Here is a 26,644-nt window from a genome sequence, read left to right on the forward strand (position 1 = left end):
TCCCCTGGCGAGCACTATCTCGCCCTGCGCCTCGGCAGCGCGCGACCTGTTGCGGCAGACAAGCCTCTCGATCCTCGAATCCGCACGCGCGCTTGCGGCTTCGCCGGCTCCAGCCTTTTTCCAAGGCTATCGCGATCGCTTCGGCCATCCGCCGAGCGAATGCAGCAGGGCACGCCCTGATCGGAGCTGACAGGAAAACGCGCGCGGGTAGCAGCGCTGGCAGGTGACAGCGGCCACCAGAGCGCTGGTTCCGCCATAATGCATGGCCCGGGCTCTCTCCGATGACGGATGGACAACCTCAGGCCGCAGCAGCGTTCACCGCCGGTGGCCAGCTATGGGTTTCACCCTTCCGGCGGGATGCCCAGGCATAAAGCGCGTCGTAGATGATGAAGCCGCGCCTCAGGACCTCATGGTCATCCGGAGACAAATCGCGCAGCCCCATCGAGATTGCCAGCAGCCCGGCCGATTGCGGCGTGAGATCGTGCCTGTCGGTATCGGCTCCGCGGACGATCGCTGCCACCGTGGCGATGGCCGTATCCTTGGCGAGATCGTGCTTCTCGACGAAGGCGTCGAAGCTGCATCCCTCGCCGACATGCGTGTATTCGACGCCGGGCACGTCATAGGGGATGGCTCCGGTTTCCTCGGCCACCTTCCGAACCTGGTCCGGCGGCACGAACAGGAAATCGGGTTCCTTGTCGATAAACCGGGTGATCAACCAGGGACAGGCGATCCGATCGATGACGGGGCGTTCGCGTGTGACCCATTTCATGGCGTAGGCCTCCCTTCGATGGTGGTGAGCGGAACGGTTGGGGCGCCGATGGCGTGCCAGGCGGCGATACCGCCCGCGAGGGCGTAAGCATCGAGGCCGCGACGGCGAAGTTCGGCGACGGCGTCGCCACTGACCTGGAAGCCGTAGACGCAGTAGGCGACGATCGGCTTCCCCTTCGGCAATTCGCCGGCCCAATCGGCGATCTGCTCGGGCGCGCGCAGTTGCGCTCCCGGGATCATGTCGCCGCGCTTCGCCAGGTCATCCGCGAGGCTGACATCCAGCAGGACCAGATCGTCGTGACCCTGCAAGCGAGCCAGCAGGTCCTCTGCGGCAATGCTGTCTCCGGAAACAGCAGGTGCCGTCGCGCCGGGCATGCGGCCGTTCACGGCTACCCTCCGGAAGCGGGCGCCGACCCGCTCCCAGTGGATGTTCTTCATGAAGGCATCGACATAGGCTCCGGCGTTGGCTCCGAAATCGATGTGATAGGCGTGCTCGTACATATCGAGCGCCATGATCGGGATGCTGCCGGCGAGGCAGTTCGTGTGATCCTGTCCCCATTGGATCATCAGGCGTTCGTGGCGTTCCGACCAGACCAGCAAGGTCCACCCCGAGCCCCCTCCTTGAGCCTTCGCGCAAGCCGAGAATTTCGAGCGCCAGCCGGCAACGCTGCCGAAATCGCGCTCAAGCGCGAGGGCGAGGTCGCCCACGGCATCGCCGCTGCCGCCGAGCCCGTCGAAATAGATCTCATGCAGGATCGCCGAATTGGCGGCGATAAGCTCTTCCCGCTTGAGACCGTCGATGTCGAAGACCGCAGCGCGGCTCCAGTCGAGTTCGTCGAGGCGGCGCTCGATGGCGTTGAGGCGTCGTACGGCGCCGCCGTAGTTGTTCTCGTAATGGCTCGCCAGAAGCCGCTCGGAAAGCCCGTCAAGGCGCGGAGGCTTGAAGGGCAAGGGCATGATCCGATGCATGGCACCCTCTCCAGGATACGCAACGGCCGGACGCTACGCCCAAATCAAAAATGATACAAGTGTTGCTTTTGAAATCCCGGATGATACGGTACCACCATGGACGATGATGCGATTTCCGCGGAGCAGCGCTGGCTCCTGCTGATCCACCAATTGCCGAGCAAGCCGGCCTATTTCCGGGTAAAAATCTGGCGCCGACTGCAGGGCATCGGCGCCGTTGCGGTGAAGAGCACGGTCTATGCCCTGCCGGCGAATGCCGAGACGCAGGAGGATTTCGAGTGGCTGCTGAAGGAGATCGTCGAGGGCGGTGGCGAGGCTATGGTCTGTGAGGCGCGCCTGATCGACGGCCTTTCGGATGGCCAGGCCCGCGCGCTGTTCGATGCGGCTAGGGACGAGGACTACGAGGAAATCTCCAAAGAGGCGCGAGCTCTCGTCTCCCGCCTCACGACAACCGGTACCGACGACGAAAGCGCCGAGTTCCGCTCGCAGGCCAAGCGCCTGCGGAAACGGCTCGCAGATATTGCCACCATCGATTTTTTCGGAGCGACGGGCCGTCTCACCGCCGAGAGCCTGGTCGCCGAGATCGAGCGCAAGCTCGCGGAGGATACCGATATGACCAGTACAACGCCGGAGGCCTCGGCTCAGACCGCGGCCGATCTGAAGGGACATGCCTGGGTGACGCGCAAGGGCATCCATGTCGACCGGATCGCTTGTAGCTGGCTGATCCGCCGCTTTATCGACCCCAATGCCGTCATCCGCTTCGTTCCGGGCAAGGGCTACGCGCCCAAGGCCGGAGAACTGCGCTTCGACATGTTCGAAGGCGAGATCACCCATGAAGGCGATCGGTGCAGCTTCGAGGTCCTGCTGACCCGCGCCGGTCTTTCTGAGCCCGCTCTCCAGGCCATTTCCGAGATCGTCCACGACATCGATCTGAAGGATGGGAAGTTCGGGCGCGAGGAAACCACGGGCATCGCGAGCTTGATTTCGGGCGTCTGCGGCGCCAACGCTCAGGACGAAGAACGCATCGCGCAGGGCGCGGCTGTCTTCGACAACCTCTATCAGTACTTCAGGTCGAAGCGCCGCTGACGGCCGGGGAACACCATGAGCAAGATCGAGACCCTCGACGCTGCGCCTTCCGCACCGAGCACAGCACCTGATCACGGGATTTCGTTCGGCGAGGCACTGCGCGTCTGGGCGCGGGTCGCGGCGCTCAGCTTCGGCGGCCCGGCCGGGCAGATTGCGGTGATGCACCGCATTATCGTGGAGGAGAAGCGCTGGATCGGCGAGACGCGTTTCCTGCATGCGCTGAATTACTGCACGCTCCTGCCTGGCCCCGAGGCGCAGCAGCTGGCCGTCTACATCGGCTGGCTGATGCACAAGACCAAGGGCGGCCTCGTCGCCGGCACACTGTTCGTGCTTCCCGGCCTCGTCGCCATCATGGCGCTGAGCTGGATTTACGCCATCTTCGGCAATGTCGGGAGCGTGCAGGCCCTGTTCTTCGGTTTGAAGGCGGCGGTCCTGGCGATCGTGCTCGAAGCCGTGCTGCGGATCGGTCGGCGCTCCCTCAGGAACGGGGTCATGATCGGCCTCGCCGCAGCGGCCTTCCTCGCGCTGGCGCTGTTCCAGGCGCCCTTCCCGCTCGTTATTCTGGTGGCCGGCTTGATCGGCTATATCGGCGGCCGCGCCGGCTGGTCCGCCTTCCAGGTGGGAGGCGGCCATGGCAAGGCCGGGGGCAAGCAGGTCGCCGACATCGATTCAGCGCTTGGCGAAGGCATTCCCGCGCATGCCAGGCCGCCGCTGAGCTGGTCGCTGAAGGTCGCCGCCATCGGCTTCTTCCTCTGGTTCGCTCCGGTCATCGCCTTGCTGGCGACGCTCGGCCGAGGCGACGTGTTCACCGAGATTTCCATCTTCTTTTCCAAGATGGCGATGGTGACCTTCGGCGGCGCCTATTCGGTGCTGTCCTATGTCGCCCAGCAGGCGGTCGAGCACTATGGCTGGCTGAAGCCGGGCGAAATGCTGGACGGCCTCGGCATGGCCGAAACCACGCCCGGACCGCTGATCATGGTCACGCAATTCGTCGGCTTCATGGGCGCCTATCGCGCGCCGGGATCGCTGAACCCGCTGCTGGCCGGCACGCTCGGCGGCTTGCTGACGACCTGGGTAACCTTCGTTCCCTGCTTCCTCTGGATCTTCCTGGGCGCTCCGTTCATGGAGACGATGCGCAACAACGGGGCTCTTTCCGCCGCTCTCGGGGCGATCACGGCCGCCATCGTCGGCGTGATCCTGAACCTGTCGATCTGGTTCTCGTTGCATGTCCTGTTTGCCGAGGTCCGCCAAATCCGCATCTATGGCATGCAGCTCGACGTGCCCGTGCTGAGCACGGTCAACCTCGCCTCGCTGGTGCTGACGCTGGCGGCCGTGATCGCGGTGTTCCGCTTCAAGGTGGGGATGATCAAGGTCATCGCCGCGTGTTCGCTTGCGGGGCTGCTCTACGGAATGTTGCAGGGGTTCGCCTGATCGCGAGATTGCCCGCTGACCCGATCGAGGACCCGCCGGACGGCATCCGGGGAATGCCAGGAATACGTCCGGTCGTCGGGGCGAGGCTCAAGCGCAAATCCGACCTCTTCCGCGACCAGCCCCAGTTGCAGCGGCGGGACGATTCATTGACCGTGGTCCGGGCCAGCCCATCGGAGCGCGCTGCGCAAGGGCATGCCCGCTTGCGCTCCCCGTGCAAGACAGGAGAGGGCCGCGGCGCTGCAGCCAATGTCGAGCGCCTGCTGCAGATCCAGGCCTTCGTCGAGAGCAGCCGCGACCGCGCCGACGAAGGTATCGCCGGCGCCGGTCGTGTCGACCGGCTCGATGCGCGGGGCGGCTGCATGCAGCCTCTCGCCTTCCGGCGTATAGCCATAGGCTCCTTCGGCACCGGCCGTGACGATGCAGCGCGTCGCGGTGCCCGCGATCAGGCCCGCGATCTCGCCGCCCGGATGTCCGAGGGCGGCGGCGATATCGGCGGCCTCGTGTTCGTTGACGATCAGGACATCGCTCGCGGCAAGGAGCGCCCCCGCATCGGCCGCCGGGAAACCGTCCGGCACCGGCGCGCAATTCCAGACGACCCGGCCGCCGGACGCCCGGACGCGCTGCGCGAGCGCCAGCGACTGCGCGAAGGGAACCTCCATCTGGAGCACGAGCAGCGTATCGACGCCCAGCAGCGCCTCCGGCACGTCGTCCGCACCCGGTTCGAGATTGGCGCCGCTGGCAACGGTGATCGCGTTTTCCGCGCGCGCATCGACCGTGATGAAGGCACAGCCGGTCGGGTTCGCACCGATGCGGACCAGATCGACGGCGACGCCGCTGGCAGCGAGGTTGTCGATCGATTCCCGGCCAAAGCCGTCATCACCGACGCAGGCCGCCATGGCGACTCGGCCCGGCGCAGCAAGGCGCGCGGCGGCCACGGCCTGATTGGCGCCCTTGCCGCCGAAATGGCGTTCATAGGATGGCGCGAGCACCGTCTTGCCGGGTCCCGGAATGATCGCGACCCGCGCGACCAAATCGACATTGATCGATCCGAAGACCAGGATCATCGGGCCCTACCCTCGTTTCAGCCTTCGGCGTCCATCTGGTGCAGCTTCTCGACCCGACGGCGGAAATCCTCGTCGGTCGAGAACTCGGCGGAGAGATAGGACGAAATCAGGTCGCTGGCGAGCCAGGGACCAACGATCTTCGCACCGATGCACATGACGTTGACGTCGTCATGCTCGACGCTCTGATGCGCGGAATGGATGTCGTGGCAGACCGCCGCCCGGATGCCTTTCATCTTGTTGGCGGCGATCGAGGCGCCGACGCCGGTGCCGCAGACCATGATGCCGCGCTCGGCCTCGCCGGACGTGACCTTGCGGGCGACCTCGCGGGCGATATCGGGGAAATCGACCGGATTGTCGTCATGGGAGCCGACATCGACGACCTCGTGGCCCAGCGATTTGATGTGGTCGATGACGTGCTGCTTGAGGGACCAGCCGGCATGGTCGGAGCCGATGACGAGACGCATGAGATGTCCTGTTGGTTGGAGCGAAGCGCCGGCGCCCTTGTCGGACGCCGGCGAGGAATGGATCAGCCGCGCATGTTCGCGGGCAGTTCGGTGCCGTGGAACTTCTTGTAGATCGCGTTGAGCTTGCCGTTCTTGAGGTTCTGCTCGACCCAGGCGTCGAGCTTCTCCAGAAGCTTCGGCTCGCCCTTCTTCACGCCGATGGCGAGATCGAAATTGGTGATCGAGACCTTGGGCTCGAAGGGCCGCGCCGGCGCCTTGACGCCGATCTGCGAGACGATCGTCGCCGAGGTGGCGACACAGTCGGCCTGGCCGGAGATGGCGGCTGTGACCATCGTCGCATCGTCCTCGAAGCGGGCGAGCTTGAGGTCGCGCTCCTTCATGTTGGTCAGCGTCGTGTCCTGCGTCGTGCCGCGCGAGACAGCGATCGTCTTGCCCTTCAGATCGTCCCAGCTCTTCACCTCGAGCGACTTCAGGCAGCCCACCACCGACTGCAAGGCCGCATAGGGTTTGGAGAAGTCGATGACCTTGGCTCGCTCGGGTGTCACAGACAGCGTCGAGATGATGATGTCGGCCTTGTTGGTCTGGACGTTGGGGATGCGGGTCGCACCTGTCGTCTGCACGAATTCCAGTTGCAGGCCCCAATCCTTGGCGAGCAGCTCGGCGGTCTCGACATCCGAGCCCGTCGGCTTCATGGCGCCGTCGATCATGCCGGATGGCGGGATCGCGAGGTCAGTCGCAATGCGGATCTTGCCTGCCTTCATGACGTCGTCGAGCATGTCGGCGCGCGCGGCCTGGCCGGCACAGGCGAGCGCCGTCGTGCAGAGCAAGGCAATCGTGAGAAAGCGTTTCATCCTTGGTTTTCCTTCCCTTTTGGTCGTTAGAGCCCGGCTCCGACGAACTGGGCGAGTTCCGGCGTGGCCGGTGCCGACAGGATCGAGGCACTTCCGGCCTCGTGAACCCTGCCCGCGTGCATGAACACCACCTGATCGGCGATGCCCCGTGCGAACCCCATCTCATGGGTGACCATGACCATGGTCATGCCGTCCGCGGCGAGCTGCTCGATGACCTTGAGCACCTCGCCGGTCAGCTCCGGATCGAGCGCGGAGGTGACCTCGTCGAACAGCATCACCTTGGGCTGCATGGCGAGCGAGCGGGCGATCGCCGCGCGCTGCTGTTGCCCGCCGGAAAGCTGCTCGGGATAGGCGTCGAGCTTCTCGGACAAGCCCACCTTCGCCAGCATCGCTTTGGCGAGCTCGCGGGCCTCGGCCTTCCTCATGCCCTTCACCGAAACCGGCGCGAGCGTGATGTTCTGCTCGATGGTGAGATGCGGAAACAGGTTGTAGCTCTGGAAGACGATGCCGACATCCTGCCTCAGCGCCCTGAGGTCGATATCGGCCGCGTCGACGCGGTGGTCGCAGACGCGGATCTCGCCCGAATCGATCTTCTCGAAGCGGTCGATGCAGCGCAGCGCCGTGCTCTTGCCGGAGCCGGAGCGGCCGATCAGCACCAGCACTTCGCCCCGTTCGACGGTGAAGCTGACCCCGTCCAGCACCTTGAGCGCGCCGAAGCTCTTATGGACCTTGTCGAGGGCGACGATGGGGCGATCGACGATGATGCGTTCGGCGATGGGAAGTCGTTCCTGGCTCATGGCTTTCAAATCTCGTCAGGCCGGCATCAGCTTCGCGCGGCCGACGCCCATGCGGCGTTCGAGACGCCGGCTGAGGAGCGAGATCGGGAAGCAGAGCGCGAAATAGATCAGGGCGATGATCGCGTAGATCAGGAAGGGCTCGAACAGCGAGTTGTTGATGATCTGGCCGGAGCGGGCGAGCTCGACGAAGCCGACGACAGAGGCCAGCGAGGTGTTCTTGATGATCTGCACCATGAAGCCGACGGTCGGCGGCGTTGCGATCCGCATGGCCTGGGGCAGGATGACCTTGAGCATCCGCTGGGTGCGGCTGAGGCCCAACCCCTCGGCAGCCTCCCATTGCGGGCGCGGCACGGCCTGGATGCAACCGCGCCAGATCTCGCCGAAATAGGCGCCGACATAGATGGTCAGCGAGGCGCCGGCGGCCCAGAGCGGCGTGATCCGGAAGCCGAGCGCCGAAAGCCCGAAATAGCCGAGGAACATGATCACCAGCAGCGGCGTGCCCTGGATGAGCTGGACATAGGCGCCGCTGAACAGACGGACGGCCTTGCTCGGCGAGACCCGGGCGAGCGCGATCAGGAAGCCGACGAGGCCGCCGCCGATCAGCGCGATCGCCGACAGCCCGATCGTCCAGAGCGCGCCCTGGCCGAGGAAGAGGAGGTGGTTCGCGTTGAGGGAGCCGCCCATCATCGACCTCTAGAGCGACGTGCCGAGGCGCCGGCGGCGCGGGAAGAGCACGAGCCCCAGCGCCCAGAAGGCGGCGCGCAGGACAAGCGAGAGCGCGATGTAGCCGAGCGCCACGAGGATATAGGTCTCGAAGGCGCGATAGGTGTCGGACTGGACGTAGTTGGCGACGGCCGTCAGTTCCTCGGCCGAAATCTGCGAGGTGACCGAGGAAGCCAGCATCAGCAGCACGAACTGGCTGGTCAGCGACGGATAGACCTTCTCGATCGCCGGCAGCAGGATGACGTGCCAGTAGATCTGGAAGCGTGAAAGCGCGAGCCCTTCGGCAGCCTCGATCTGGCCGGGTGGGATCGCCTCGAAGCCGGCCCGCATGATCTCGGCCGTATAGGCGCCGACATTGATGGCGAGCGCCGCCGCCGCGACGGAGAAGGCCGAGAATTTGAAGCCGATGCTGGCGAGGCCGAAATAGACCAGGAAGATCTGGACCAGCAGCGGCGTGTTGCGGATCGTCTCGACATAACCCGCGCAGAGCCCGGCGATGAAGCGGTTGGTGCTGCCGCGGCCGATGGCGCAGAACGTGCCGATCGCGCCGCCGATCAGGATCGCCATGAAGGCGAGCTGCAGCGTCATCACCGCACCGTCGCGGAAGAGCGGCCAGCGCTCCAGAACGACGGAGAAGTCGAGGTCAAGACCCATCGCCGCCGTCAGGCCCGGTTCGTCATGCGGTCATAGACGCGGAACAGCGCCTGATTGCCGTTGGCGCCTTCGCCATGGGCGCGCGCCTCGATGTACTGGCTGGTGACGAGCGCCGTGCCCGGCAGCGGCACGGAGAGCGCTTGCGCCTGCTCCTGCACGAGGCGCAGATCCTTGAGCATCAGGTCGATGCGGAAGCCCGCCCCGGCATCGCCCGCGATCATCGCGGGGCCGAGCTTGTCGAGCATCCAGGACGCGGCCGAGCCGCCGAGCAGCACGGTGCGCATCTGCTCCAGATCGACGCCGGAGGCGCGGCCGAGCGCGATCGCCTCGCAGACCGCCTGGATGTTGATGCCGCAGATCAACTGGTTGCAGAGCTTGACCGCCTGGCCGGCGCCGGGCGCGCCGACATGGGTGATGGTCGTGCCCATGGCCCGGAAGAACGGCTCGGCCCTGGTGAAGGCCTCAGCCTCGCCGCCGGCCATGATGGTGAGCGACGCGTTCTTGGCGCCTAGTGGACCGCCCGAAACCGGCGCGTCGATGAAATCGGTCCCGGCCGCCTTGAGATCGGCATGCATTCGGCGGACAGCCACCGGCGAGATCGTGCTCATATCGACGATCAGGCGCCCGCGCGGCGGCGAAGCCAGGAGCCCCCCTTCGCCATAGATGACATCCTCGACCTGGGGCGTGTCGGGAAGCATGGTAATCGCGATATCGGCGGCGGCTGCCGCATCGGCCGGGCTCTTCGCCGGCTTCGCGCCCTCCGCCACTAACATGGCGACCGCATCGCCGATGATGTCGAAAACGGTCACCGGGTGCCCCGCCTTCATGAGGTTGCGTGCCATTTCGCGCCCCATCGTTCCGAGGCCGATGAAGCCGACGCTGCCTTTTTCGTTCCCTGCCATGCTCTGTTCTCTCGGCATCTTTTCTGGTGAATGCGGAGCCTTCAGGCGCCCTGCGCGCTGCGCGTATCCGGCCGGTCCCCCTCGCCGGTGATCGCACGGCGCCGGTATTCGTCGCCGATCGCGAAATGGCGCCGCAGCGTCACCTCGGCACGATCGGGATCGCGCCCGACGATGGTGTCGAAAACGCGCTTGTGGTCGTCGATCAGGTAGCTCTTCATCGAGCTGAACTGCTGGACGAGCTCGCGGCGGCTGCGATGCGAGCGCGCGAGCAGCGTCGACATGGATTCATGGAGCACAGCGAGCGTCGGCGACCGCGACGCCAGCACGATGGCGCGGTGGAACTCGAAATCGGCAGCGCCGCCCGCATCGGCATCGTCGATCGTCTCGCCGATCCGGACCAGCGCGCGCTGCAGCCGCTCGAAATCCGCGATCGTGGCGCGCTCGCAGGCCAGCCGCACGGCTTGGCATTCGATCGCGATGCGCGCCTCCATCACGTCGTCGATGAGGTCGGCCTGCTGGGCCAGCGCCAACGTGAAGAAGTCCTTCAGCATCGAGGCATCCGGCCGCTTCACGATGGTGCCGACGCGCTCGCGGATCTCGACGATGCCGAGCATGTGCAGCGCGCGCAGCGCCTCGCGCACGATCGGCCGGCTGACGCCGAGCTGCGTGGCCAGTTCGCGTTCGGCCATGAGCCGTTCGCCCTGCTTCAGCGTGCCGTCGAGCAGCCGCTCCCGCAGATAGGCGAAGACCCGCTCGAACCCCGACGCGCTGTCGGCATCTTGAGCATCCATCCCTGAAACCATTCTTCTTCGTTCTGGTAAGACCAGTACGATGACCAGAAGAAAAGGTCAATTAGGGACGCAATAGCGAAAGGCGGGGCCCGCGGGCGTCCTCACTGGTGCTTGTTTCTCACTCAGACGAACCGGAGATCGTGCCTGGGAGAGGCTCGCGGGCCCGGTGCCGTAGAGATAGCGCATGGCGCCGGAATCGAACCGAGAACAGCGTCGGCGCTGATCCGCTGGCCGCATTCCTCCCCGTCGCGCAATCGGGGATAACGCCGGCCGAGAGCACCGGCGCATCGGCGCTTGAACCGGACGCGAGGATGCCGATGCCCGCTCCTGAAGCCGACAGCCATGACCAAGGTGCGGCCGACACCTCAGGTCAAGCCGCTGCTGCTGGCGCCCTCCGCGATGCATATGTCGTACGAACACAGCCGATAACGGCAGTGCCGGCGCGAAAATAACGATACCACGAACCGTAAATCTGCTTTTAGATTTGCCAGCAAATTATACTTCGGCCCATCGATTATTCCATTTTATTCTTTAGATTTCTGGAATATGCGTCACATTCATGCAGCATCGCGCCGATAGGACGTCCGCGCGCATCGCTTTTGTTTCCGGAAGCCGCGATCGCGCGCCTGGAGCCCCCGGGCCCCTTCCGGCACGTTGAAAGCCATGGCATCGGTCACTCAGCTTCGCGCATTCCACTTCGTCGCGACGGCGGGCGGCTATTCGCAGGCCGCGCGGGAGATGGCGGTCAGCCAATCGACCTTGTCCGGTCAGGTGCGGCAGCTGGAGGCGATCTCCGGCGTCGTATTGTTCGAGCGCGGGCCGCGCGGCGCCACGCTGACGGCCGATGGCGAGGCGCTCTATGAAGTCACGTCTCGCCTGTTTTCGGCCTTCACGGAGGCCGGGCGAATGCTCAAGAGCCGCAAGGCCGACGGCGGACGCCTGCGTCTGGCCTCGGACGGCACCGTCCACTTGCTGCCGATCCTGGGTGCGCTACGTCGGCGCCGGCCCAAGCTCGTCTTCTCGATTCAGCTTCACAACTCCGACGGCGTGATCGAGCAGATCACGCAATACCGCGCCGATGCCGGCGTCACCGGGCAGATGCCGACGGATAGCCGCTTCCATGTTCGGCCGCTGGCCACGATGAAGCTCGGGGTGTTCCTGCCGAAGGGCCATTCCTGGGCTCAGCGGGAATCGGTTTCCATCAGGGATCTGCAGGGTCTTCCCTTCGTGCTGCGCGAGCGTGGCTCGCGTACGCGCGAGGTCTTCGAGCAGAATCTGGCTGCCTGCGGCGTCACGCTCGGCGACATCATCGAGGTGTCGACGCGAGACGGCGTGCGCGAAACGGTCGCCGCCGGCTTCGGCATGGGCGCGATCGCCGATCTCGAATTCGGCTTCGACACGCGGCTGCATTTCCTGCCGCTGCGCGACCCGTGCATCGCGATCAACGAATACGTCGTCTGCCTCGAAGAGCGCCGGCGCGCTCCGATGATCGCCGAGTTCTTCCGCTGCGCTGGCGACGCGTTCGAGCAGCCATCAGGACGGTTGAGTCCCGAGGCCGCCTGACGACCGCGCCAACGCTGGCGCGGTGCGTCTCCGCGGACCTCAATCGTAGCGGAAGGCCCGCGCGAGCTGATCCTCGATCGGCTTGACGATATAGGCGAGCGCAGTGCGCGAACCGGTCTGAATGAAGGTCTCCACCGGCATGCCGGGCAGCAGGCTCTTGCCGCCGAGGCGGTCGATCTCCGGGCGATCGAGCGCGACGCGCGCCGTATAGAAGGACACGCCGGATTGCTGGTCCGTGCTCGCATCGGCCGAGACATGGATCAGCCGCCCCTTGAGGTCCGGCGTGGTGGCGCTGTCGAAGGCCGGAAAGCGCAGCATCGCCGCCTGCCCTATCCGCAGCCGATCGATCAACGCCGGCTCGACCCGCGCCTCGACGATGAGGCCGTCGGCCTCCGGTACGATCAGCATGACCTGTTCGGCTGGGCCGATGACGCCGCCGATCGTGTGCACGGTCTGCTGATGGACGACACCATCTTGCGGCGCGCGCATCTCGATCCGCTCAAGCTGATCGCGCGCAGCGACCCGGCGCTCCGACAGATCGGCGATCTTGCCGTCGACATCGCGCAGTTCGGTCGTGACCTCGCGGCGCAGATCCTCGTCGATCTGGACGATCTGCAATTCGATCTCGGCAATGCGGCCTTTGACCCGTGCCGTGTCGGAGGTGAGGCTGCCCCGCTCGCCGATGAGGCGCGAGGCTTCGCGCTGGAGCGAGGTCAGGCGCGAGAGCGCGACGAGGTTCTGGTCGTACAGCTTCTGCACGCCCTCGAGTTCCTGCTCGATCAGCATGGCCTGCGCCCGCCGGGCCTCGATCTGGGACGACAAGCCCTTGATTTCCTCATGCGACTGCGCGATCCGCTCGCGCAGCTGGGAGCGCTGGACATCGGCCGCGGCGCGGCGGGTGCGGAAAAGCCTCAGCTCGCCAGCGACCGCCCGGATCACGCCCGGATCGCCCGCCCTGTCACGCAACTCCTGAACCAGCACCAAATCGGAGTGGCCCTCGCGCTCGGCCTCCAGCCGCGCCTTGCGCGCCTGGAAACGGATGAGTTCGATCTCGATCAGCGCGAGGCTCGCCCTGGCATTGGTTTCGTCCAGCCGCACCAGCACGTCGCCGGCCTTGACGCGGTCGCCATCCTTGACCCGGATCTCCGCGACGACGCCTCCGGATGGGTGCTGCACGCGCCGGACATTGCTCTCGACGACGACCTTGCCCGAGGCGATCACCGCGCCCGAAAGCGGCGCGGTCGCCGCCCACAGCCCGACAGTGCCCAGCAGCACGGCGATGGTCGCGACCCCGAACAGCGTCGCACGCCGGATGTCGCGGCGAGGATCGGCACGGCGCCCCTCGGCCCCGGCCATGCTCGAAGACGGCTGCCCGCCGGACCTGTTCTCGTTAACCGCGCGCATCGGCCGCCACTGCAATTCGGGGATGGGACGGATTCGGCCCGGCCGAGCCCGGTTTCGCCGCAAGGCTCTTGCGCAGCACCTCCTCCTTCGGCCCGAAGGCCTGCACCTGGCCGTCTGCCAGGATCAGGACGAGGTCGATGCCCGCCAGCGCCGAGGGGCGATGAGCTATGACGACGACGATCCCCCCGCGGGCGCGCACACCGGCGATCGCGGCGGTGAGAGCGGCGTCGCCATCCGCATCGAGGCTGGCATTGGGCTCGTCGAGCACGACAAGGAAGGGATCGCGATACAGCGCGCGAGCAAGCGCGATGCGTTGCCGCTGACCGCCGGACAGGACGCCGCCGGCCTCGCCGATCGGTGTCTCGAAACCTTTCGGTAGTCCGAGGATGAGGTCATAGGCGCCGGCGGCCCTGGCCGCGCTGCGGACGGCCTCTTCCGTCATCGCCGGGTCGAAGCGGGCGATATTCTCCGCAATGGTCCCGGCGAAGAGCTGCACATCCTGCGGCACATAGCCGATGATCGCGCCGCGCTCCTCCTCCGGCCACTGGTCGAGCGTCGCGCCGTCGAGGCGCAAGGACCCGCGCAGCACCGGCCAGACGCCGACCAGCGCCCGCGCGAGCGTGGACTTTCCGGAGGCGGACGGGCCGATCACGGCCAGCCCCTGTCCCGCCTGCAGCGTGAGACCGATCTCCTTGACGGTCGGTGTCGGGCTGCCGGGAGGCGCTACAAAGACCTGCTCCAGCGTGACCCGCTGCGTCGGACGCTCGGGCGAGACCGCGAGTGCCACAGGCGCTTCGCCGAGCGCCGAATGAAGCCGACGCCAGGCCTGCCGCGCACCTATGAAGGGCCGCCAGCTGCCGATCGCGAGCTCGATCGGCGCCAGCGCACGGCTGCTCAGCACCGAGGAGGCGATCATCACGCCGGACGAGGCCTGATCGTGCATAACCAGCCAGGCGCCGACGCCGAGCATGGCGGATTGCAGCATGTAGCGAATGACCTTCGAGATGCCGCCGAGCCCACTGGTGATATCGGAAGCCCTGAGGCTGGCCGCGACGTGCCGGTCATTGGTCCGCTCGAACAGCCGGCCGATCCGCCCGTTCATCCCGAGCGCCGTCACTGCCTCCGCATTGCGGCGCGCGGCCTCGATCAGGGCGGCGCGCTCCCCGGACGAGCGGGCGACGTCGGCGCTCGGCCGCCGCGACAGCACTTCGGTCAGAAGCGCGAGCACGATCAGGATTGCCGCGCCGGCCACCAGCGTCCAGCCGAGATAGGGATGCAGCACGAAGCACAGCGCGCCATAGAGCGGGATCCAGGGCAGATCGAACAGCGTGGTCGGCCCCAGCCCGGACAGAAAGCCACGGACGCTGTCGAGATCGCGCGACAGCTGGCTGCCGCCCGGAGCGCCCCGCAGCTGTCCGCCAAGGATGGCGCCGAGCACCGGTCCGCCGAGCTGACGGTCGAGCTCGACACCGACACGGCTCAGAATGCGCTGGCGCAGCCAGTCGAACACACCGAGCAGGATGTAGAGCGCAGCGACGATCAGCGAGAGGGCAACAAGCGTCGGCACGCTGCGCGAAGGCAGCACCCGGTCATAGACCTGCAACATGTAGAGCGAGCCCGTCAGCATCAGCACGTTGACGAGGGCGGAAAACAACGCCACCGCGAGGAAAGCGGAACGGCACGAGGCCAAAGCCTCGCTGGCAGCATTCTTGGATGATTTTGGGAGCAACGGCGAGTTTCCCTGACGCAAAGCAACCGGAAGAGCCGCTTGCGGGCAGAATCCGCCGCAGCCCCCGAAACCGTATGTCGGCGAGCCCGCCTGCCCACCAACCGAGCCTGCGCTCGACGATCGGCCGCAGCGATAGGAGGACGAGATGACAGCTCGGTGAAATCACCGGGGCGGCAGGCCATCGAAAATGCCCATACCCCCCATCGATGAATTGGATTCGTGCGGTCCCCCCGCCCTGCCTTAGCCTGAGATCCGGGCATGGGCTTCCCGGCCCATCATGAACGGCGATCGGTTATCGACGCCCCTTGTTCTCCGCCACACGGAGAATCGATTCTGGATGTCTTCGATCGTTTTCGAAGGCCGATATTCCAATCTCCATAACAAAGATTCCGATACTATACGTCTAAAACTCGGACAATACCGAGATTGATGCAATTCATGTCACGCGCGCGGCGCCGAAATAGGCTGAAATATTACTTCACCAGATCGATTTAGGCGGCAAAATATCAAAAATTATTTCACTGTTGATCGAATTGTTAAACAATCGTCATCCTTACCAATTCATTAACGCGCCTCAGCTCGCCGGATGCGGGCTGTCCCCTGCTGGCGGCGGACGGGGCTCACGATGCATTGGCTAAAGGATTTGCAAACCATGACGCGCCCCGTCGGTTCGATCAGCTTCGTCGGCTATAGCCCCGACGCCGGAAACGGCATTGTCTTCAAGGTCATCGAACCCGTCCTCGCGGGCAGCGTGATCGCCATTCCCTATGACATTTCCGATATGTCGGGCGCCGAAAAGGGCGCGAGCTGGAACTGGACGGTCGATCGCGACGTTCCGGTCGGGGCGACGGTCACGATCAGCGGTCTCGGCTCCGAGGCGGTTTCGGTTCAGCTCGGGACGGAAACGGATGTCGATGTCACCGGCAGCATCAAGGGAGCCCGCATCGCCCAGGGCAGCTCGACGGATCCGAGTCTATTGGGATCATCCGTCACGCCGGCCGGTTTCATCAGCCCCTCGATCGACCTCGATGTCGCGGCAGGCAGCACGGCGCCGACACCCTTGGCCGGTCCGGTCGATACGGCCCCGTCGGGTGGCGGGCAAGGAGCGCGCAAGTTCACGACATCGAGCCTGACCCTTGCCACGCAGCAGGACGTTCCGGCCGCGGCAGAATCGGGCAATGCCGAGGCGCCGGCCGTCGCCGCCGTGTCCGCGTTCAGCGACGGGAGTGACAGCCTGACCAACAGCGACGAGCTGTTCAACGGCGTCTCGATGCTCGGCGGCGACGACACCCTGGTCAATTCCGGCACGATCATCAGCCAGGACGGCATTGCCGTCGATATGGGCGATGGCAACGACGAGGTCGCGCTCCTTGCAGGCTCGAAGCTCTATGGCGAGATCCGCCTCGGCGCCGGCAACGACAAGCTGACGGCGAGCGACCTTGAGGACGATCTTGTCGTCGATGCCGGGGCGGGCGACGACATCGTGCTGGCGGGCGCGGGCGACGATCTCATCCGCGGCGGCGCGGGCGACGATCAGCTCGACGGCGGCGCGGGCGACGACGTTCTCCAGGGTGGCGATGGCAACGATCGCCTGATCGGCGGAGCGGGCGATGACTTTCTGTTCGGCGGTGCTGGCAACGACAGGCTCATCGGCGGCGAAGGCAATGATCTGCTCGACGGCGGCGACGGCATCGACACCGCCGACTATGCGGCCGAGACCACCGGCGTCACCGTCGATCTCGCCGCGGGCAAGGCCAATGGCGAAGGCATCGGCCGCGACACGCTGACCGGCATCGAGAATGTCATCGGGGGCGCCGGCAACGACGTTCTGATCGGCAACGACCTGGCCAATATCCTCGACGGCGGCGCCGGCAATGACCGCATCGTCGCCGGTGCAGGCGACACGGTGCTCGGCGGCGCCGGTGACGACGTCATCGAGGTCAAGGCCGGTGCAGGCGCAGCCGCCAGCATCGACGGCGGCACGGGCCGCGACACCGTAAAGCTGCTCGGAACGGGCACCGGCTCCCTCGCCGCCCCCACGGGCGTCGAGCGTCTGGAGGTCGAGAGCGGTAGCTGGTCGGTTGCCGGTAGCGCCGGCTACGACGAGATCGCCATCCGCAACGGAGGCACCGTCACCTCCGGCCTCGTTATCGACAAGGACGACAAGGTCGGCATCGATGCGGGCGGCAAGCTCACGGTTTCGAGCAATGCGGTGACCTGGGCCGGCGGCGGCAATGCCGTGCTCACCAATGGAGGCCTGATCGAGGTCGGAGCGACCAGCCGTCTGCTCCAGACAACCGCCGGCGCGACCGGTTCGCTCACCATCGACAACCAGGCGACGGGCGTCCTGCGCGGCGCGCTCAACCCGAGCCAGGCCGGTGCGGCGACAGCCCGCATCGTCATCAACAATGCCGGTCTGGTCGAGGCCGACGGCCGCGTGCTCGACTTCCGCAGCTTCGACAACAACGGCGCCAGCGCCACGATCAACAACCTCGCCGGCGGCACCATCCGCCAGTACGGCACCAACACCGATGTGATCCGCCCCGGCCAGAACGGCACCGTCAACAACTGGGGCACGATCATCACCGGCCAGGGCTTCGCTGCGGACGGCGACCTGATCGATTTCCAGAGCGATGCGGGCGGCAAGGTCAACAACTACGCCGGCGGCCTGCTCGAGGGCGCCAAGCACGCGATCACCGGCGACCGCGGCGTCGCCGTCGTGAATGACGGCACCATCATCGGCCGCAACGGCTCGGCGGTTAACATCGACAGCAACGGCTCCCAAGCCGACCTCGTCAGCATCACCAACCGCGGTACCATGCAGGGCCGGTCGGCCGGCCTCGCCGACAGCGACGGCGACGCGATCGACGTCGACGGCCTGCTCTTCCTCAACAACACCGGCACGGTCGAGGGCCTCGGCGCCAACGGATATCATGATGGCGAGCCGAACGTTTCCGAAGGCATCGCCATCGGCGGCGGCACCATCATCAACGACAGCACCGGCAAGATCTACGGCTATGGCCGGGCCATCCAGGTCGACAACTCCAGCAACCAGAATGCGCTCGGCGCCACGCTCGTCGTCAATCGCGGCCTGATCCAGGGCGATGGCCACGGACCGGAGAACGTCGCGCCGGCAGACGCCGCCCGCTTCGATCTGCGCGGCAACGAGGCGATCAATCTGGTCGGCAACTATGTCGACGAGATCATCAACACCAGCACCGGCCGCATCATCGGCGGCGTCTCGATGGGCGGCGGCAACGACAAGCTCGGCAATTCCGGCCTGATCCAGGCGACCGGAGGCTCGGCGATCGACATGGGTGCAGGCGACGACCACCTGAATCTCTTTGTCGGCGCCTCGGTCATCGGCAAGATCCTGCTCGGCGAAGGCAATGACCTCGTCACCGCCACCTCCTGGAGCGACTTCGACATCGACGGCGAGGAAGGCGACGACCAGGTCTATCTTGGCGACGGCAACGACAGCGTCCATGGCGGCATCGGCAACGACGTCATCTATGCCGGCGGCGGCAATGATTTCATCGATGGCGGCGAGGGCGATGACGCGCTCTACGGCGAGGCCGGCAACGACACGATCCATGGCGGCGCGGGCAACGACATCATCAACGGCGGCGCCGGTGACGACATCATCGACGCCGGCACGGGCGATGACGTGATCAAGGCCGGCCCCGGCAACGACACCATCGACGGCGGTGACGGCTACGATACGCTCGACCTCTCGGCCGCGAGTGGCGCGCTCTATGTCGACATGGCCTCCGGTCGCATCGCCGGCGCCGGCATCGGCGTCCAGTCCTTCGTCAACATCGAGAACCTGTCCTTCGGTGACGGCGACAATGTCGTCACCGGCGGCAATGGCGACGACAGCTTCGACGGCGGCGCGGGCAACGATGCGCTCAACGGCGGCGCGGGCGACGATAACCTGGTCGGCGGCCTCGGCAATGATGCGCTGAAGGGCGGATCCGGCGACGACCTTCTCGACGGCGGCACGGGTGACGACAACCTCTCCGGCGGCTCGGGCGACGACATCCTGCTTGGCGGCCTCGGCAACGATGCGCTGAGCGGCGGTTCAGGCGACGACCGTCTCGAAGGCGGCGCCGGCGACGACACCCTGACCGGCGGGTCGGGCAACGACGTCTTCGTGTTCACGCCCGGCTTCGGTCGTGACACCGTCACCGATTTCGCTGGCGGGCATGAGGACGTCGTCGAGTTTGCCAGCGCGCTCTTCGCCGATTTCGATGCTGCCATGGCCCACGCCGCACAGCTGGGCTCGGACGTGGTGTTCACGGTCGACGCCGACACTTCGCTCACCCTGGCGGACGTGCAGCTCGGTTCGTTGCGCGCCGACGATTTCCGCTTCGTCTGAGCGGACATCTGCCAAAGAAACACAAGACACTGCGCAAGGGCTCCTGAAGGAGCCCTTGTTGCTTGAGCCCCCATAGTGAACGCGCCCGCAGCAGCCGAACGCCGCGGTGGCGCAAAGTTCGGCGCACCGACGGTCGCGAAACCTTCATCCTCAACCGTACTAACCCACCCTTGGGTCCGGTTCGCGCTGGCCTCATGAGGCTCTCGCTCACGGCGTGGATACGAGCCGTCTCGACGCCGACCGGGACCGCGCTGAAACGGCTTCCGCCCGACCGTCCCGGCATGCGATGCAGGGAGCAGCGTTTCTGCCCTTCACTGCCTGCCCGAGATTCCACCATGTCCCAGACTCCTATCTCCTTCGGCCTGATCGGCGCCGGAATCATGGGCGAGCGCATGCTGCGCGCGGCGCTCGACCAGCCGGCGACGGCGCTCAGCGTCTCCGGCATCTGGGATCCTTCCGCCGAGGCCATGGAGCGCATTGGTACGGCGCTGCCCGCAGTGCCACGCCAGCCGGACACCGCCGCCCTTATCACCGCAAGCGACTGCGTCTACATCGCCTCGCCGCCCTCCTCCCATCTCGCCCATGCCCGCGCAGCGCTCGCCGCCGGCAAGGCGGTGTTCTGCGAGAAACCGCTGGCGGTCGACCTCGCCGATGCGCGCGCCTTCGTCGCCGAAGCCGGGGATCGCGGCGCCGTGAACTTTCCCTTCGCCTCCTCGCCCGCCGTGGCACGGCTGCGAGATTGGATAGCCTCCGGCGCGGTCGGCACGCCCCAGCGCGTCTCGATCGAGGTCGCCTTCGCGACCTGGCCGCGCTCCTGGCAGGTCGATGCGGCCGGCTGGCTCGACGGGCCGGCGCAGGGCGGCTTCACCCGCGAGGTCGTCTCGCATTTCCTGTTCCTGACCCGCCGTATCGCCGGCCCCTTCACCGGCCTCGCCGCCAAGGCCAGCTTCCCCGAAGCCGGCAAGAGCGAGCGCCGCATCGAGGCGACGCTGACGGCGGGCGCCCTGCCCGTCACCCTGACCGGCAGCGTCGGCACCACCGCCAAGGACGACCACAACGTCTGGACGTTCGAGGGCGGTAAGGGCGCGGTGCGGCTCTACGACTGGTCGCATGCCGAGCGCCGCCGTTCCGATGGCAGCTGGGAGCGCGACCCGGAGGCACTCTCCCAGAACGAGGCGCGTCCGCTGGCACTGCGCCGCCAGCTCGAGGGCGTGGCGAAGCTGACGCGCGGCGAGCCGCACCACCTTGCTACGCTGCGCGAAGCGTTCGATGTGCAGGAAATCGTCGAAACGATCCTGAAGAGCGCCTGACGCGTCCATCGGGCCGTGGCGGCGCCCCCGGGCTCAACCGGGCGCCGCCACAATTGGCACAAATTTGCGCCGAGAGGGCCCGAAATACGCCTTGCGAGATGATTTTACTCCCTACCCTTGAGAATACAGAAAAACACCCTATCGGATGTGAATTGAGCTATCGCCCGCTCGTAGCGTAAAATCCCTGTTCGAAAGACCGAACAGGGATGGGTATTGCTGTGGCGATTTTGAACGTCATCGATCGGCGGGGCCTCAGCGACAAGCGGAAGGCCGCGTGATGGCCACTGCCTCGAAACGCATCCCCCTGCCCGCGATCCTGCTCGCCAACGACCTGCTCGACGGCGATGTCGTCTTCGCGACCGCCAATGATGCCGGCACCCTCGCCTGGACGCGCGATCCGGCGCCCGCCCTTGTCGCCAATGATGACGCGGCCGCCGAGCGGCTCGAAGCCTTCGCCACCACCGAGCTGCGTGGCAACAAGGTCGTCGACGCCTATCTCGTCGATGTGACCATCGAGGCTGGCGGCCCGGTTCCGCGCCATTTCCGCGAGCGCTTCAAGACGCTCGGCCCCAGCAACCGTCCCGATCTCGGCAAGCAGGCCGGTGAAGGCATCGCCTCCGCGCCGAAGGGCTGATCCATGTATCGCTACGACGAATTCGACGAGCGTTTCGTCCGGGAGAGGGTGGCGCAGTTCACCGATCAGGTGGCGCGCCGGCTCGACGGCTCCCTCACCGAGGATGAGTTCAAGCCGCTGCGGCTCAAGAACGGCGTCTATCTCCAGCTCCACGCCTATATGCTGCGGATCGCCGTTCCCTATGGCACGCTGAACGCGCGGCAACTGCGTCAGCTCGCCCTGATCGGAGAGCGCTACGACCGCGGCTACGGCCATTTCACCACGCGCCAGAACCTGCAGTTCAACTGGCCGAAGCTGCGCGATATCCCCGCCATCCTCGGCCTGCTCGCCGATGTCGAGATGCATTGCATCCAGACCTCCGGCAACTGCATCCGCAACGTCACCGCCGATCACTTCGCGGGTGTCGCGCAGGACGAGATCGAGGATCCGCGCCCGACCGCCGAGCTGATCCGGCAATGGTCCTCGGCCCATCCCGAGTTCAGCTACCTGCCGCGCAAGTTCAAGATCGCGGTGACGGGCGCCGAGCACGATCGTGCCGTGATCAAGGCTCACGATATCGGGCTGCGCCTGCGCCGCCACCCCGACACGCATGAGACCTGCTACGAGATCAGCGTCGGCGGCGGGCTCGGCCGCACGCCGATGATCGGCAAGGTGGTGCGCGACTACCTGCCGAAGAAGGACCTGCTCGCCTATCTCGAGGCGATCATGCGGGTCTATAATCTCGAGGGCCGGCGCGACAACAAATACAAGGCGCGCGTCAAGATCCTCGTCCACGAGATCGGCGCCGAGGAATTCACTCGCCGCGTCGAGGCCGAATTTGCTCTGCTCGACGGCCCCTCGATCAATGCCGACGCGGAAGAGGTCGCGCGCATCGCGGCCTATTTCGCGCCGCCGCGCTATGAGGTGCTGCCGGCCGTCAGCAACACGCTGGAAGCGGCCAAGGCCGCGAACCCGGCCTTCGCCCGCTGGGTCGAGGTCAACACCCACGAGCACAAGGCGCCCGGATACACCGCGTTGACGATCTCGCTGAAGCCGCTCGGCCAGGCCCCAGGCGATGCGAGCAGCGAGCAGATGCGCCTCGTCGCCGATCTGGCCGAGCGCTATTCCTTCGACGAGCTGCGCGTCACCCATGCGCAGAACCTCGTGCTGCCGCATGTGCGCCAGCGTGACCTTCCCGCAATCTGGCAGCGGCTCGGAGAAGCGGGGCTGGCCGAGGCCAATATCGGCCTCGTCACCGATATCATCTCCTGCCCCGGCCTCGATTACTGCGCATTGGCGACGGCACGCTCGATCCCGATCGCCCAAGCGATCCAGCAGCGTTTCGCCGATGAAGCGCGCCAGCGTGAGATCGGGCCGCTCGGCATCAAGATCTCCGGCTGCATCAACGCCTGCGGCCACCACCATGTCGGCCATATCGGCATTCTCGGCCTCGAGAAACGCGGCATCGAATCCTACCAGATCACGCTCGGCGGCGACGCCACCGAGAATGCCGCGATCGGCGAGATCCTCGGCCCCGGCCTTGCCGCCGAGGAGGTGCCGGATGCGATCGAGCGGATCGTCGCCGTCTATCTGGCCGAGCGGAGCGAGGGCGAAAGCTTCATCGACAATGTCCGCCGTATCGGCCTCGGACCATTCAAGGCCGCGTTCCAGGAGACCGCCCGTGCCGCTGCTTGACCAGGACGGAGACGCCGAGGAGCGCTGGACCCGCAGCGAGGGCGCCGCGATCGGCAATATCCCCGCCGCGCTGGTGCCGTGGGAGGCTCTGGCGGAGGCGCTTGAGGCGCAGGCTCCCGATCAGCAGATCGGCGTGATTCTGCCCAACTCCGTGCCTTTCGCCTCACTCGCGCCGTTCCTGCCGCGGCTCGCGCTCGTCGCTATTGCCTTCCCCGCCTATTCGGACGGGCGCGGCTTCAGCCTCGCGCGCCAGATCCGGCGCTCCGGCTTCTACCGTGAGATCCGCGCCACCGGCCCGCTGATCGCCGACCAGTTCGCCTACGCCCTCTCCTGCGGCTTCGACACGATCGAGCTGCCGGAGGCGAGCGCCGCCCGCCAGCCGGCCCAGCAATGGCTGCATGCGCGGGAATCGTTCAGCACCACCTATCAGCGCGGCTATGGCGAGAGCGCGCGCAACATCCTCGACCGGCGCCGGGCGGCGAGAGGCACGGCCCCCACCGCAGCGGAGTGAGCATGACGATCTCGACAGCCATGCACAGCCACGTCGAGGGCCCCGGCGCCGTCAGAGATGGCGGCGAAGACAGCCTGAACGCCGAGTTCGAGGCCATGCTGCCTCGCGAGCCCGCGAGCGAGGCACGCGGGCGCTGGTTCGATCTTTGCTTTCGCCTTATCATCCTGGCACTGGCCGCGTTGTGGCTGCTGACTCCACCGGCGGGCGGCGAGCACAGTGCGGCAGATGAGAAGGCCGTAGCGACCACGCAATGACCGAGAGACAGCCCGAAACGACCGCAGCGCGCATCGAGCCGCTGGCGACGCTGCCGCTCTTCCACAAGCTGGACGGGCGCAAGGTTGTGCTCGCCGGCGGCTCCGAGGCCGCGCTGTGGAAGGCAGAGCTGCTGGCGGCCACCGGGGCGCAGCTGGATGTTTTCGCTGCTGGCGAGGCAGCGCTGTTCTCCGGGCTGGCGCAAGGCGAGACCGGCGGCCGCGTGCATGTCCACGATCGGGGCTGGCAGGCCGGCGACCTCACTGACGCGGCCATCGCCGTGGCCGACCTCGACGATGCCGAGGAGGTCCATGCCTTCGTCGCCGCCGCCCGGCAGGCAGGCACCCCGGTCAACATCGTCGACAAGCCGGAATACTGCGATTTCGCCTTCGGCGCGCTGGTCAACCGTTCGCCCCTGATCGTCGCCGTGTCCACGGATGGCGCAGCGCCAGTCTTCGGCCAGGCGATCCGCACAAAGATCGAGGCGCTGCTGCCGGCCGGGTTGAAGAATTGGGCGCAGGCCGCGGCCGATTGGCGCCCGTCGGTCCAGGCCCGCGATCTGCCCTTTGCGCTGCGGCGCGCCTTCTGGGAGCTCTTCGCCGGTAGGGCGATGGCCGAGCCCGAGCGCGCTCCAGGCCCGCAGGACGAGGCGGAGCTCTTCGCGCGTCTCGTCCAGATCGAGGCCGCGCATGACGGCAAGGGCCGTGTGACGCTGGTCGGCGCCGGCCCGGGCGACCCGGAGCTGCTCACGTTGAAGGCGATCCGCGCCCTGCAGAGCGCCGACATCATCCTCTATGACGATCTCGTCTCTCCGGGGGTGCTCGAGCTAGCGCGGCGCGAGGCCAAGCGCATGCTGGTCGGCAAGACCGGCTATGGCCCCTCGGTGAAGCAGGGCGACATCAACGCGCTGATCGTCTCGCTGGCGTCGCAGGGAAAGCATGTCGTGCGGCTGAAGGGCGGCGATCCCGGCATCTTCGGCCGCGCCGGCGAGGAGATCGAGGCTTGCCAGACCGCCGGCATTCCCGTCGCGATCGTGCCCGGTATCTCGGCCGCGCAGGGCGCGGCCGCGTCGCTCGGTGTCTCGCTGACCCATCGCGACCATGCGCGGCGCCTGCAATTCGTCACCGGCCATTCGCGCAAGGGCGAACTGCCTGATGATCTCGACTGGCGCGCGATGGCCGACCCGGCGGCCTCGACGGTGATCTATATGGCGCGCGCCACCCTGCCCGGTTTCCGCGAGCATGCCATCGCTGCCGGCCTCAATCCGGAAACGCCGGCCGTCGCCGTGCTCTCCGCCACGCGCCCCGACGAAATCCGCGTCGCCGCCACCATTGCGACCCTGCCGGAGCGGCTAGGCGAACTGCCGGCAAGCGGGCCGGTCCTCGTCTTGCTCGGCCACGCCTTCGGCCCGGCTCTGGCGGACGCGAATCCGGCGCAGGACCGCCGCCGTGCCTGACGACGGCCCGGCCTCGCCGCCAAGGCGGAACGCCACCGCCAGAGAAGCGTTTTCTCCTCCGGCGGCCAAGTTTGGAAAGCGCCGATTGCGCCAGGCCATTGAGAAGAGACCGGCAATTCAGTACGTTTCGTTTGTTTTTTAGAACGGACCGAGGTTTGAACCGAGCCTCGCCGTGAATGCAACGGAGCCCTGACATGACGCGACCCGTGTTTCGCCGCCTTTTCCGGGCCGGGCTCGTTCTGGGAGCTTTCACGCTCTGCTTCGGCGTCGTTGCCGGAGCCCGCGCCCAGACCGAGCTCCTGAACGTTTCCTACGACCCCACCCGCGAGCTGTATCGCGACATCAACGCGGCCTTCATCGCCGAGTGGAACGCGAAGAACCCCGACAAGAAGATCAGCACGATCCGCCAGTCGCATGGCGGCTCCGGCGCACAGGCCCGCACCGTCATCGACGGGCTCGATGCCGATGTCGTGACGCTGGCGCTCGCCGGCGACATCGACGCCATCGCCGAGCGCTCCAAGAAGCTGCCGCTCGACTGGCAGACGCGCCTGCCGCACAACTCCTCGCCCTACACCTCGACGATCGTCTTCCTCGTCCGCAAGGGCAATCCGAAGGCGATCAAGGACTGGGGCGATCTGGTGAAGCCGGGCGTGCAGATCATCACGCCGAACCCGAAGACCTCGGGCGGGGCGCGCTGGAACTATCTCGCCGCCTGGGCCTATGCGGAGAAGGCCTTCAACAAGGACGAGGCGAAGGTGCGCGACTATATCGCCAAGCTCCTCGCCAATGTCCCGGTGCTCGACACCGGCGCGCGCGGCGCGACCACGACCTTCACCCAGCGCGGCATCGGCGACGTCTTCCTGTCCTGGGAGAACGAGGCTTTCCTCGCCCTCAAGGAGTTCGGTGCCGACAAGTTCGACATCGTGGTGCCGAGCCTCTCGATCCTCGCAGAGCCGCCGGTCGCGCTCGTCGACGCCAATGTCGACGCCAAGAAGACCCGCGCGCAGGCGCAGGCCTATCTCGAATTCCTCTACACGCCGAAAGCGCAGGCGATCATCGCCAGGAACTTCTATCGCCCGCGCAATCCGGAGGCCGCCGACAGCAAGGACGTCGCGAATTTCCCGAAAATCGAGCTAGTGACCATCGATAGCGCCTTCGGCGGATGGAAAAAGGCGCAGCCGACCCATTTCGGCGATGGCGGCACCTTCGACCAGCTCTACAAGCCGGCACGCTGAC

The 26,644-nt window shown here is 66.5% G+C and carries 23 protein-coding genes; 11 read left to right on the top strand and 12 right to left on the bottom strand.

Annotated features, from left to right (window positions below):
- Positions 1-298: 298 nt before the first annotated feature.
- Both AC1DEZ_RS02670 and AC1DEZ_RS02675 read right to left on the bottom strand, forming a co-directional pair.
- Positions 299-769 carry a chromate resistance protein ChrB domain-containing protein gene (locus AC1DEZ_RS02670; RefSeq protein WP_476778529.1) on the bottom strand — a complete coding sequence of 157 codons (471 nt, stop codon included), beginning with the start codon at positions 767-769 and terminating at the stop codon, positions 299-301.
- Positions 766-1,737: a Fe-Mn family superoxide dismutase gene (locus AC1DEZ_RS02675; protein ID WP_476778530.1), complete on the bottom strand. Its 972-nt coding sequence runs from the start codon at positions 1,735-1,737 to the stop codon at positions 766-768. The genes AC1DEZ_RS02670 and AC1DEZ_RS02675 overlap by 4 nt, the downstream gene beginning before the upstream one ends.
- A 96-nt stretch (positions 1,738-1,833) precedes the next feature.
- On the opposite strand from AC1DEZ_RS02675, the gene AC1DEZ_RS02680 reads away from it, so the two are divergent.
- Together AC1DEZ_RS02680 and chrA are read left to right on the top strand one after the other, a co-directional pair.
- Positions 1,834-2,820, top strand: a complete 987-nt coding sequence (locus AC1DEZ_RS02680; protein ID WP_476778531.1) for a chromate resistance protein ChrB domain-containing protein — start codon at positions 1,834-1,836, stop codon at positions 2,818-2,820.
- Positions 2,821-2,835: 15 nt separating this feature from the next.
- The gene (gene chrA / locus AC1DEZ_RS02685; protein ID WP_476778532.1) at positions 2,836-4,251 is read left to right on the top strand and encodes a chromate efflux transporter; all 1,416 of its coding nucleotides are present in this window, start codon (positions 2,836-2,838) and stop codon (positions 4,249-4,251) included.
- Positions 4,252-4,394: 143 nt separating this feature from the next.
- Here chrA and AC1DEZ_RS02690 read toward each other — a convergent pair whose 3' ends face one another.
- From AC1DEZ_RS02690 to AC1DEZ_RS02725, 8 genes are all read right to left on the bottom strand, one after another.
- Positions 4,395-5,315 carry a ribokinase gene (locus AC1DEZ_RS02690; protein ID WP_476778533.1) on the bottom strand — a complete coding sequence of 307 codons (921 nt, stop codon included), beginning with the start codon at positions 5,313-5,315 and terminating at the stop codon, positions 4,395-4,397.
- A 17-nt stretch (positions 5,316-5,332) separates the two neighbouring features.
- Positions 5,333-5,779, bottom strand: coding sequence for a ribose 5-phosphate isomerase B (gene rpiB / locus AC1DEZ_RS02695; protein WP_476778534.1), 447 nt, complete (start codon positions 5,777-5,779; stop codon positions 5,333-5,335).
- A gap of 62 nt (positions 5,780-5,841) precedes the next feature.
- A complete protein-coding gene (locus AC1DEZ_RS02700; protein ID WP_441512570.1) occupies positions 5,842-6,630 on the bottom strand; it encodes a transporter substrate-binding domain-containing protein in 789 nt (262 codons plus the stop codon).
- 26 nt (positions 6,631-6,656) lie between these two features.
- The gene (locus AC1DEZ_RS02705; protein WP_476778535.1) at positions 6,657-7,427 is read right to left on the bottom strand and encodes an amino acid ABC transporter ATP-binding protein; all 771 of its coding nucleotides are present in this window, start codon (positions 7,425-7,427) and stop codon (positions 6,657-6,659) included.
- 15 nt (positions 7,428-7,442) lie between these two features.
- Positions 7,443-8,111 (bottom strand): amino acid ABC transporter permease, encoded by a 669-nt coding sequence (locus AC1DEZ_RS02710; RefSeq protein ID WP_476778536.1) that lies wholly within the window; start codon positions 8,109-8,111, stop codon positions 7,443-7,445.
- Positions 8,112-8,120: 9 nt separating this feature from the next.
- Complete coding sequence (locus tag AC1DEZ_RS02715; RefSeq protein WP_476778537.1) at positions 8,121-8,804, bottom strand: amino acid ABC transporter permease; 684 nt, start codon at positions 8,802-8,804, stop codon at positions 8,121-8,123.
- 8 nt (positions 8,805-8,812) lie between these two features.
- Positions 8,813-9,706, bottom strand: coding sequence for an NAD(P)-dependent oxidoreductase (locus tag AC1DEZ_RS02720; RefSeq protein WP_476778538.1), 894 nt, complete (start codon positions 9,704-9,706; stop codon positions 8,813-8,815).
- Between the two features lie 41 nt (positions 9,707-9,747).
- Positions 9,748-10,497, bottom strand: a complete 750-nt coding sequence (locus AC1DEZ_RS02725) for a FadR/GntR family transcriptional regulator (RefSeq protein WP_476778539.1) — start codon at positions 10,495-10,497, stop codon at positions 9,748-9,750.
- A 663-nt stretch (positions 10,498-11,160) separates the two neighbouring features.
- Between AC1DEZ_RS02725 and AC1DEZ_RS02730 the strand changes: the two genes are divergently transcribed.
- Complete coding sequence (locus AC1DEZ_RS02730) at positions 11,161-12,060, top strand: LysR family transcriptional regulator (protein WP_476778540.1); 900 nt, start codon at positions 11,161-11,163, stop codon at positions 12,058-12,060.
- Between the two features lie 39 nt (positions 12,061-12,099).
- On the opposite strand, the gene AC1DEZ_RS02735 is transcribed toward AC1DEZ_RS02730, so the two are convergent.
- Entirely contained in the window at positions 12,100-13,464 is a 1,365-nt protein-coding gene (locus AC1DEZ_RS02735; RefSeq protein WP_441512576.1) for an HlyD family type I secretion periplasmic adaptor subunit, read from the bottom strand.
- On the bottom strand, positions 13,451-15,193 hold the full coding sequence (locus tag AC1DEZ_RS02740; protein ID WP_476778541.1) for a type I secretion system permease/ATPase: 1,743 nt from the start codon (positions 15,191-15,193) through the stop codon (positions 13,451-13,453). Before AC1DEZ_RS02740 ends, AC1DEZ_RS02735 begins: the two co-directional genes overlap by 14 nt.
- Before the next feature lie 652 nt (positions 15,194-15,845).
- On the opposite strand from AC1DEZ_RS02740, the gene AC1DEZ_RS02745 reads away from it, so the two are divergent.
- The 8 genes from AC1DEZ_RS02745 (at position 15,846) to AC1DEZ_RS02780 (ending at position 26,643) form a co-directional block, all read left to right on the top strand.
- A complete protein-coding gene (locus AC1DEZ_RS02745; RefSeq protein WP_476778542.1) occupies positions 15,846-19,571 on the top strand; it encodes a beta strand repeat-containing protein in 3,726 nt (1,241 codons plus the stop codon).
- A 335-nt stretch (positions 19,572-19,906) separates the two neighbouring features.
- On the top strand, positions 19,907-20,881 hold the full coding sequence (locus tag AC1DEZ_RS02750) for a Gfo/Idh/MocA family protein (protein WP_476778543.1): 975 nt from the start codon (positions 19,907-19,909) through the stop codon (positions 20,879-20,881).
- A gap of 277 nt (positions 20,882-21,158) precedes the next feature.
- A complete protein-coding gene (locus AC1DEZ_RS02755) occupies positions 21,159-21,515 on the top strand; it encodes a DUF2849 domain-containing protein (RefSeq protein ID WP_476778544.1) in 357 nt (118 codons plus the stop codon).
- A 3-nt stretch (positions 21,516-21,518) separates the two neighbouring features.
- Positions 21,519-23,189 carry a nitrite/sulfite reductase gene (locus AC1DEZ_RS02760; RefSeq protein WP_476778545.1) on the top strand — a complete coding sequence of 557 codons (1,671 nt, stop codon included), beginning with the start codon at positions 21,519-21,521 and terminating at the stop codon, positions 23,187-23,189.
- Entirely contained in the window at positions 23,176-23,700 is a 525-nt protein-coding gene (locus tag AC1DEZ_RS02765) for a DUF934 domain-containing protein (protein ID WP_476778546.1), read from the top strand. Before AC1DEZ_RS02760 ends, AC1DEZ_RS02765 begins: the two co-directional genes overlap by 14 nt.
- Before the next feature lie 2 nt (positions 23,701-23,702).
- On the top strand, positions 23,703-23,954 hold the full coding sequence (locus AC1DEZ_RS02770; protein WP_441512582.1) for a hypothetical protein: 252 nt from the start codon (positions 23,703-23,705) through the stop codon (positions 23,952-23,954).
- The gene (cysG, locus tag AC1DEZ_RS02775; protein WP_476778547.1) at positions 23,951-25,408 is read left to right on the top strand and encodes a siroheme synthase CysG; all 1,458 of its coding nucleotides are present in this window, start codon (positions 23,951-23,953) and stop codon (positions 25,406-25,408) included. Before AC1DEZ_RS02770 ends, cysG begins: the two co-directional genes overlap by 4 nt.
- A 194-nt stretch (positions 25,409-25,602) precedes the next feature.
- Positions 25,603-26,643, top strand: a complete 1,041-nt coding sequence (locus AC1DEZ_RS02780) for a sulfate ABC transporter substrate-binding protein (protein WP_476778548.1) — start codon at positions 25,603-25,605, stop codon at positions 26,641-26,643.
- The last annotated feature ends 1 nt before the right edge of the window (position 26,644 follow it).

The sequence above is a fragment of the Allobosea sp. 10L422 genome, assembly GCF_056395345.1.

Bases quoted from the DNA above. Each gene is read 5' to 3' on its own strand.
- AC1DEZ_RS02670 (WP_476778529.1), bottom strand. From the start codon at position 769: ATGAAATGGGTCACACGCGAACGCCCCGTCATCGATCGGATCGCCTGT.
- AC1DEZ_RS02675 (WP_476778530.1), bottom strand. From the start codon at position 1,737: ATGCATCGGATCATGCCCTTGCCCTTCAAGCCTCCGCGCCTTGACGGG.
- AC1DEZ_RS02680 (WP_476778531.1), top strand. From the start codon at position 1,834: ATGGACGATGATGCGATTTCCGCGGAGCAGCGCTGGCTCCTGCTGATC.
- chrA (WP_476778532.1), top strand. From the start codon at position 2,836: ATGAGCAAGATCGAGACCCTCGACGCTGCGCCTTCCGCACCGAGCACA.
- AC1DEZ_RS02690 (WP_476778533.1), bottom strand. From the start codon at position 5,315: ATGATCCTGGTCTTCGGATCGATCAATGTCGATTTGGTCGCGCGGGTC.
- rpiB (WP_476778534.1), bottom strand. From the start codon at position 5,779: ATGCGTCTCGTCATCGGCTCCGACCATGCCGGCTGGTCCCTCAAGCAG.
- AC1DEZ_RS02700 (WP_441512570.1), bottom strand. From the start codon at position 6,630: ATGAAACGCTTTCTCACGATTGCCTTGCTCTGCACGACGGCGCTCGCC.
- AC1DEZ_RS02705 (WP_476778535.1), bottom strand. From the start codon at position 7,427: ATGAGCCAGGAACGACTTCCCATCGCCGAACGCATCATCGTCGATCGC.
- AC1DEZ_RS02710 (WP_476778536.1), bottom strand. From the start codon at position 8,111: ATGGGCGGCTCCCTCAACGCGAACCACCTCCTCTTCCTCGGCCAGGGC.
- AC1DEZ_RS02715 (WP_476778537.1), bottom strand. From the start codon at position 8,804: ATGGGTCTTGACCTCGACTTCTCCGTCGTTCTGGAGCGCTGGCCGCTC.
- AC1DEZ_RS02720 (WP_476778538.1), bottom strand. From the start codon at position 9,706: ATGGCAGGGAACGAAAAAGGCAGCGTCGGCTTCATCGGCCTCGGAACG.
- AC1DEZ_RS02725 (WP_476778539.1), bottom strand. From the start codon at position 10,497: ATGGATGCTCAAGATGCCGACAGCGCGTCGGGGTTCGAGCGGGTCTTC.
- AC1DEZ_RS02730 (WP_476778540.1), top strand. From the start codon at position 11,161: ATGGCATCGGTCACTCAGCTTCGCGCATTCCACTTCGTCGCGACGGCG.
- AC1DEZ_RS02735 (WP_441512576.1), bottom strand. From the start codon at position 13,464: ATGCGCGCGGTTAACGAGAACAGGTCCGGCGGGCAGCCGTCTTCGAGC.
- AC1DEZ_RS02745 (WP_476778542.1), top strand. From the start codon at position 15,846: ATGACGCGCCCCGTCGGTTCGATCAGCTTCGTCGGCTATAGCCCCGAC.
- AC1DEZ_RS02750 (WP_476778543.1), top strand. From the start codon at position 19,907: ATGTCCCAGACTCCTATCTCCTTCGGCCTGATCGGCGCCGGAATCATG.
- AC1DEZ_RS02755 (WP_476778544.1), top strand. From the start codon at position 21,159: ATGGCCACTGCCTCGAAACGCATCCCCCTGCCCGCGATCCTGCTCGCC.
- AC1DEZ_RS02760 (WP_476778545.1), top strand. From the start codon at position 21,519: ATGTATCGCTACGACGAATTCGACGAGCGTTTCGTCCGGGAGAGGGTG.
- AC1DEZ_RS02770 (WP_441512582.1), top strand. From the start codon at position 23,703: ATGACGATCTCGACAGCCATGCACAGCCACGTCGAGGGCCCCGGCGCC.
- cysG (WP_476778547.1), top strand. From the start codon at position 23,951: ATGACCGAGAGACAGCCCGAAACGACCGCAGCGCGCATCGAGCCGCTG.
- AC1DEZ_RS02780 (WP_476778548.1), top strand. From the start codon at position 25,603: ATGACGCGACCCGTGTTTCGCCGCCTTTTCCGGGCCGGGCTCGTTCTG.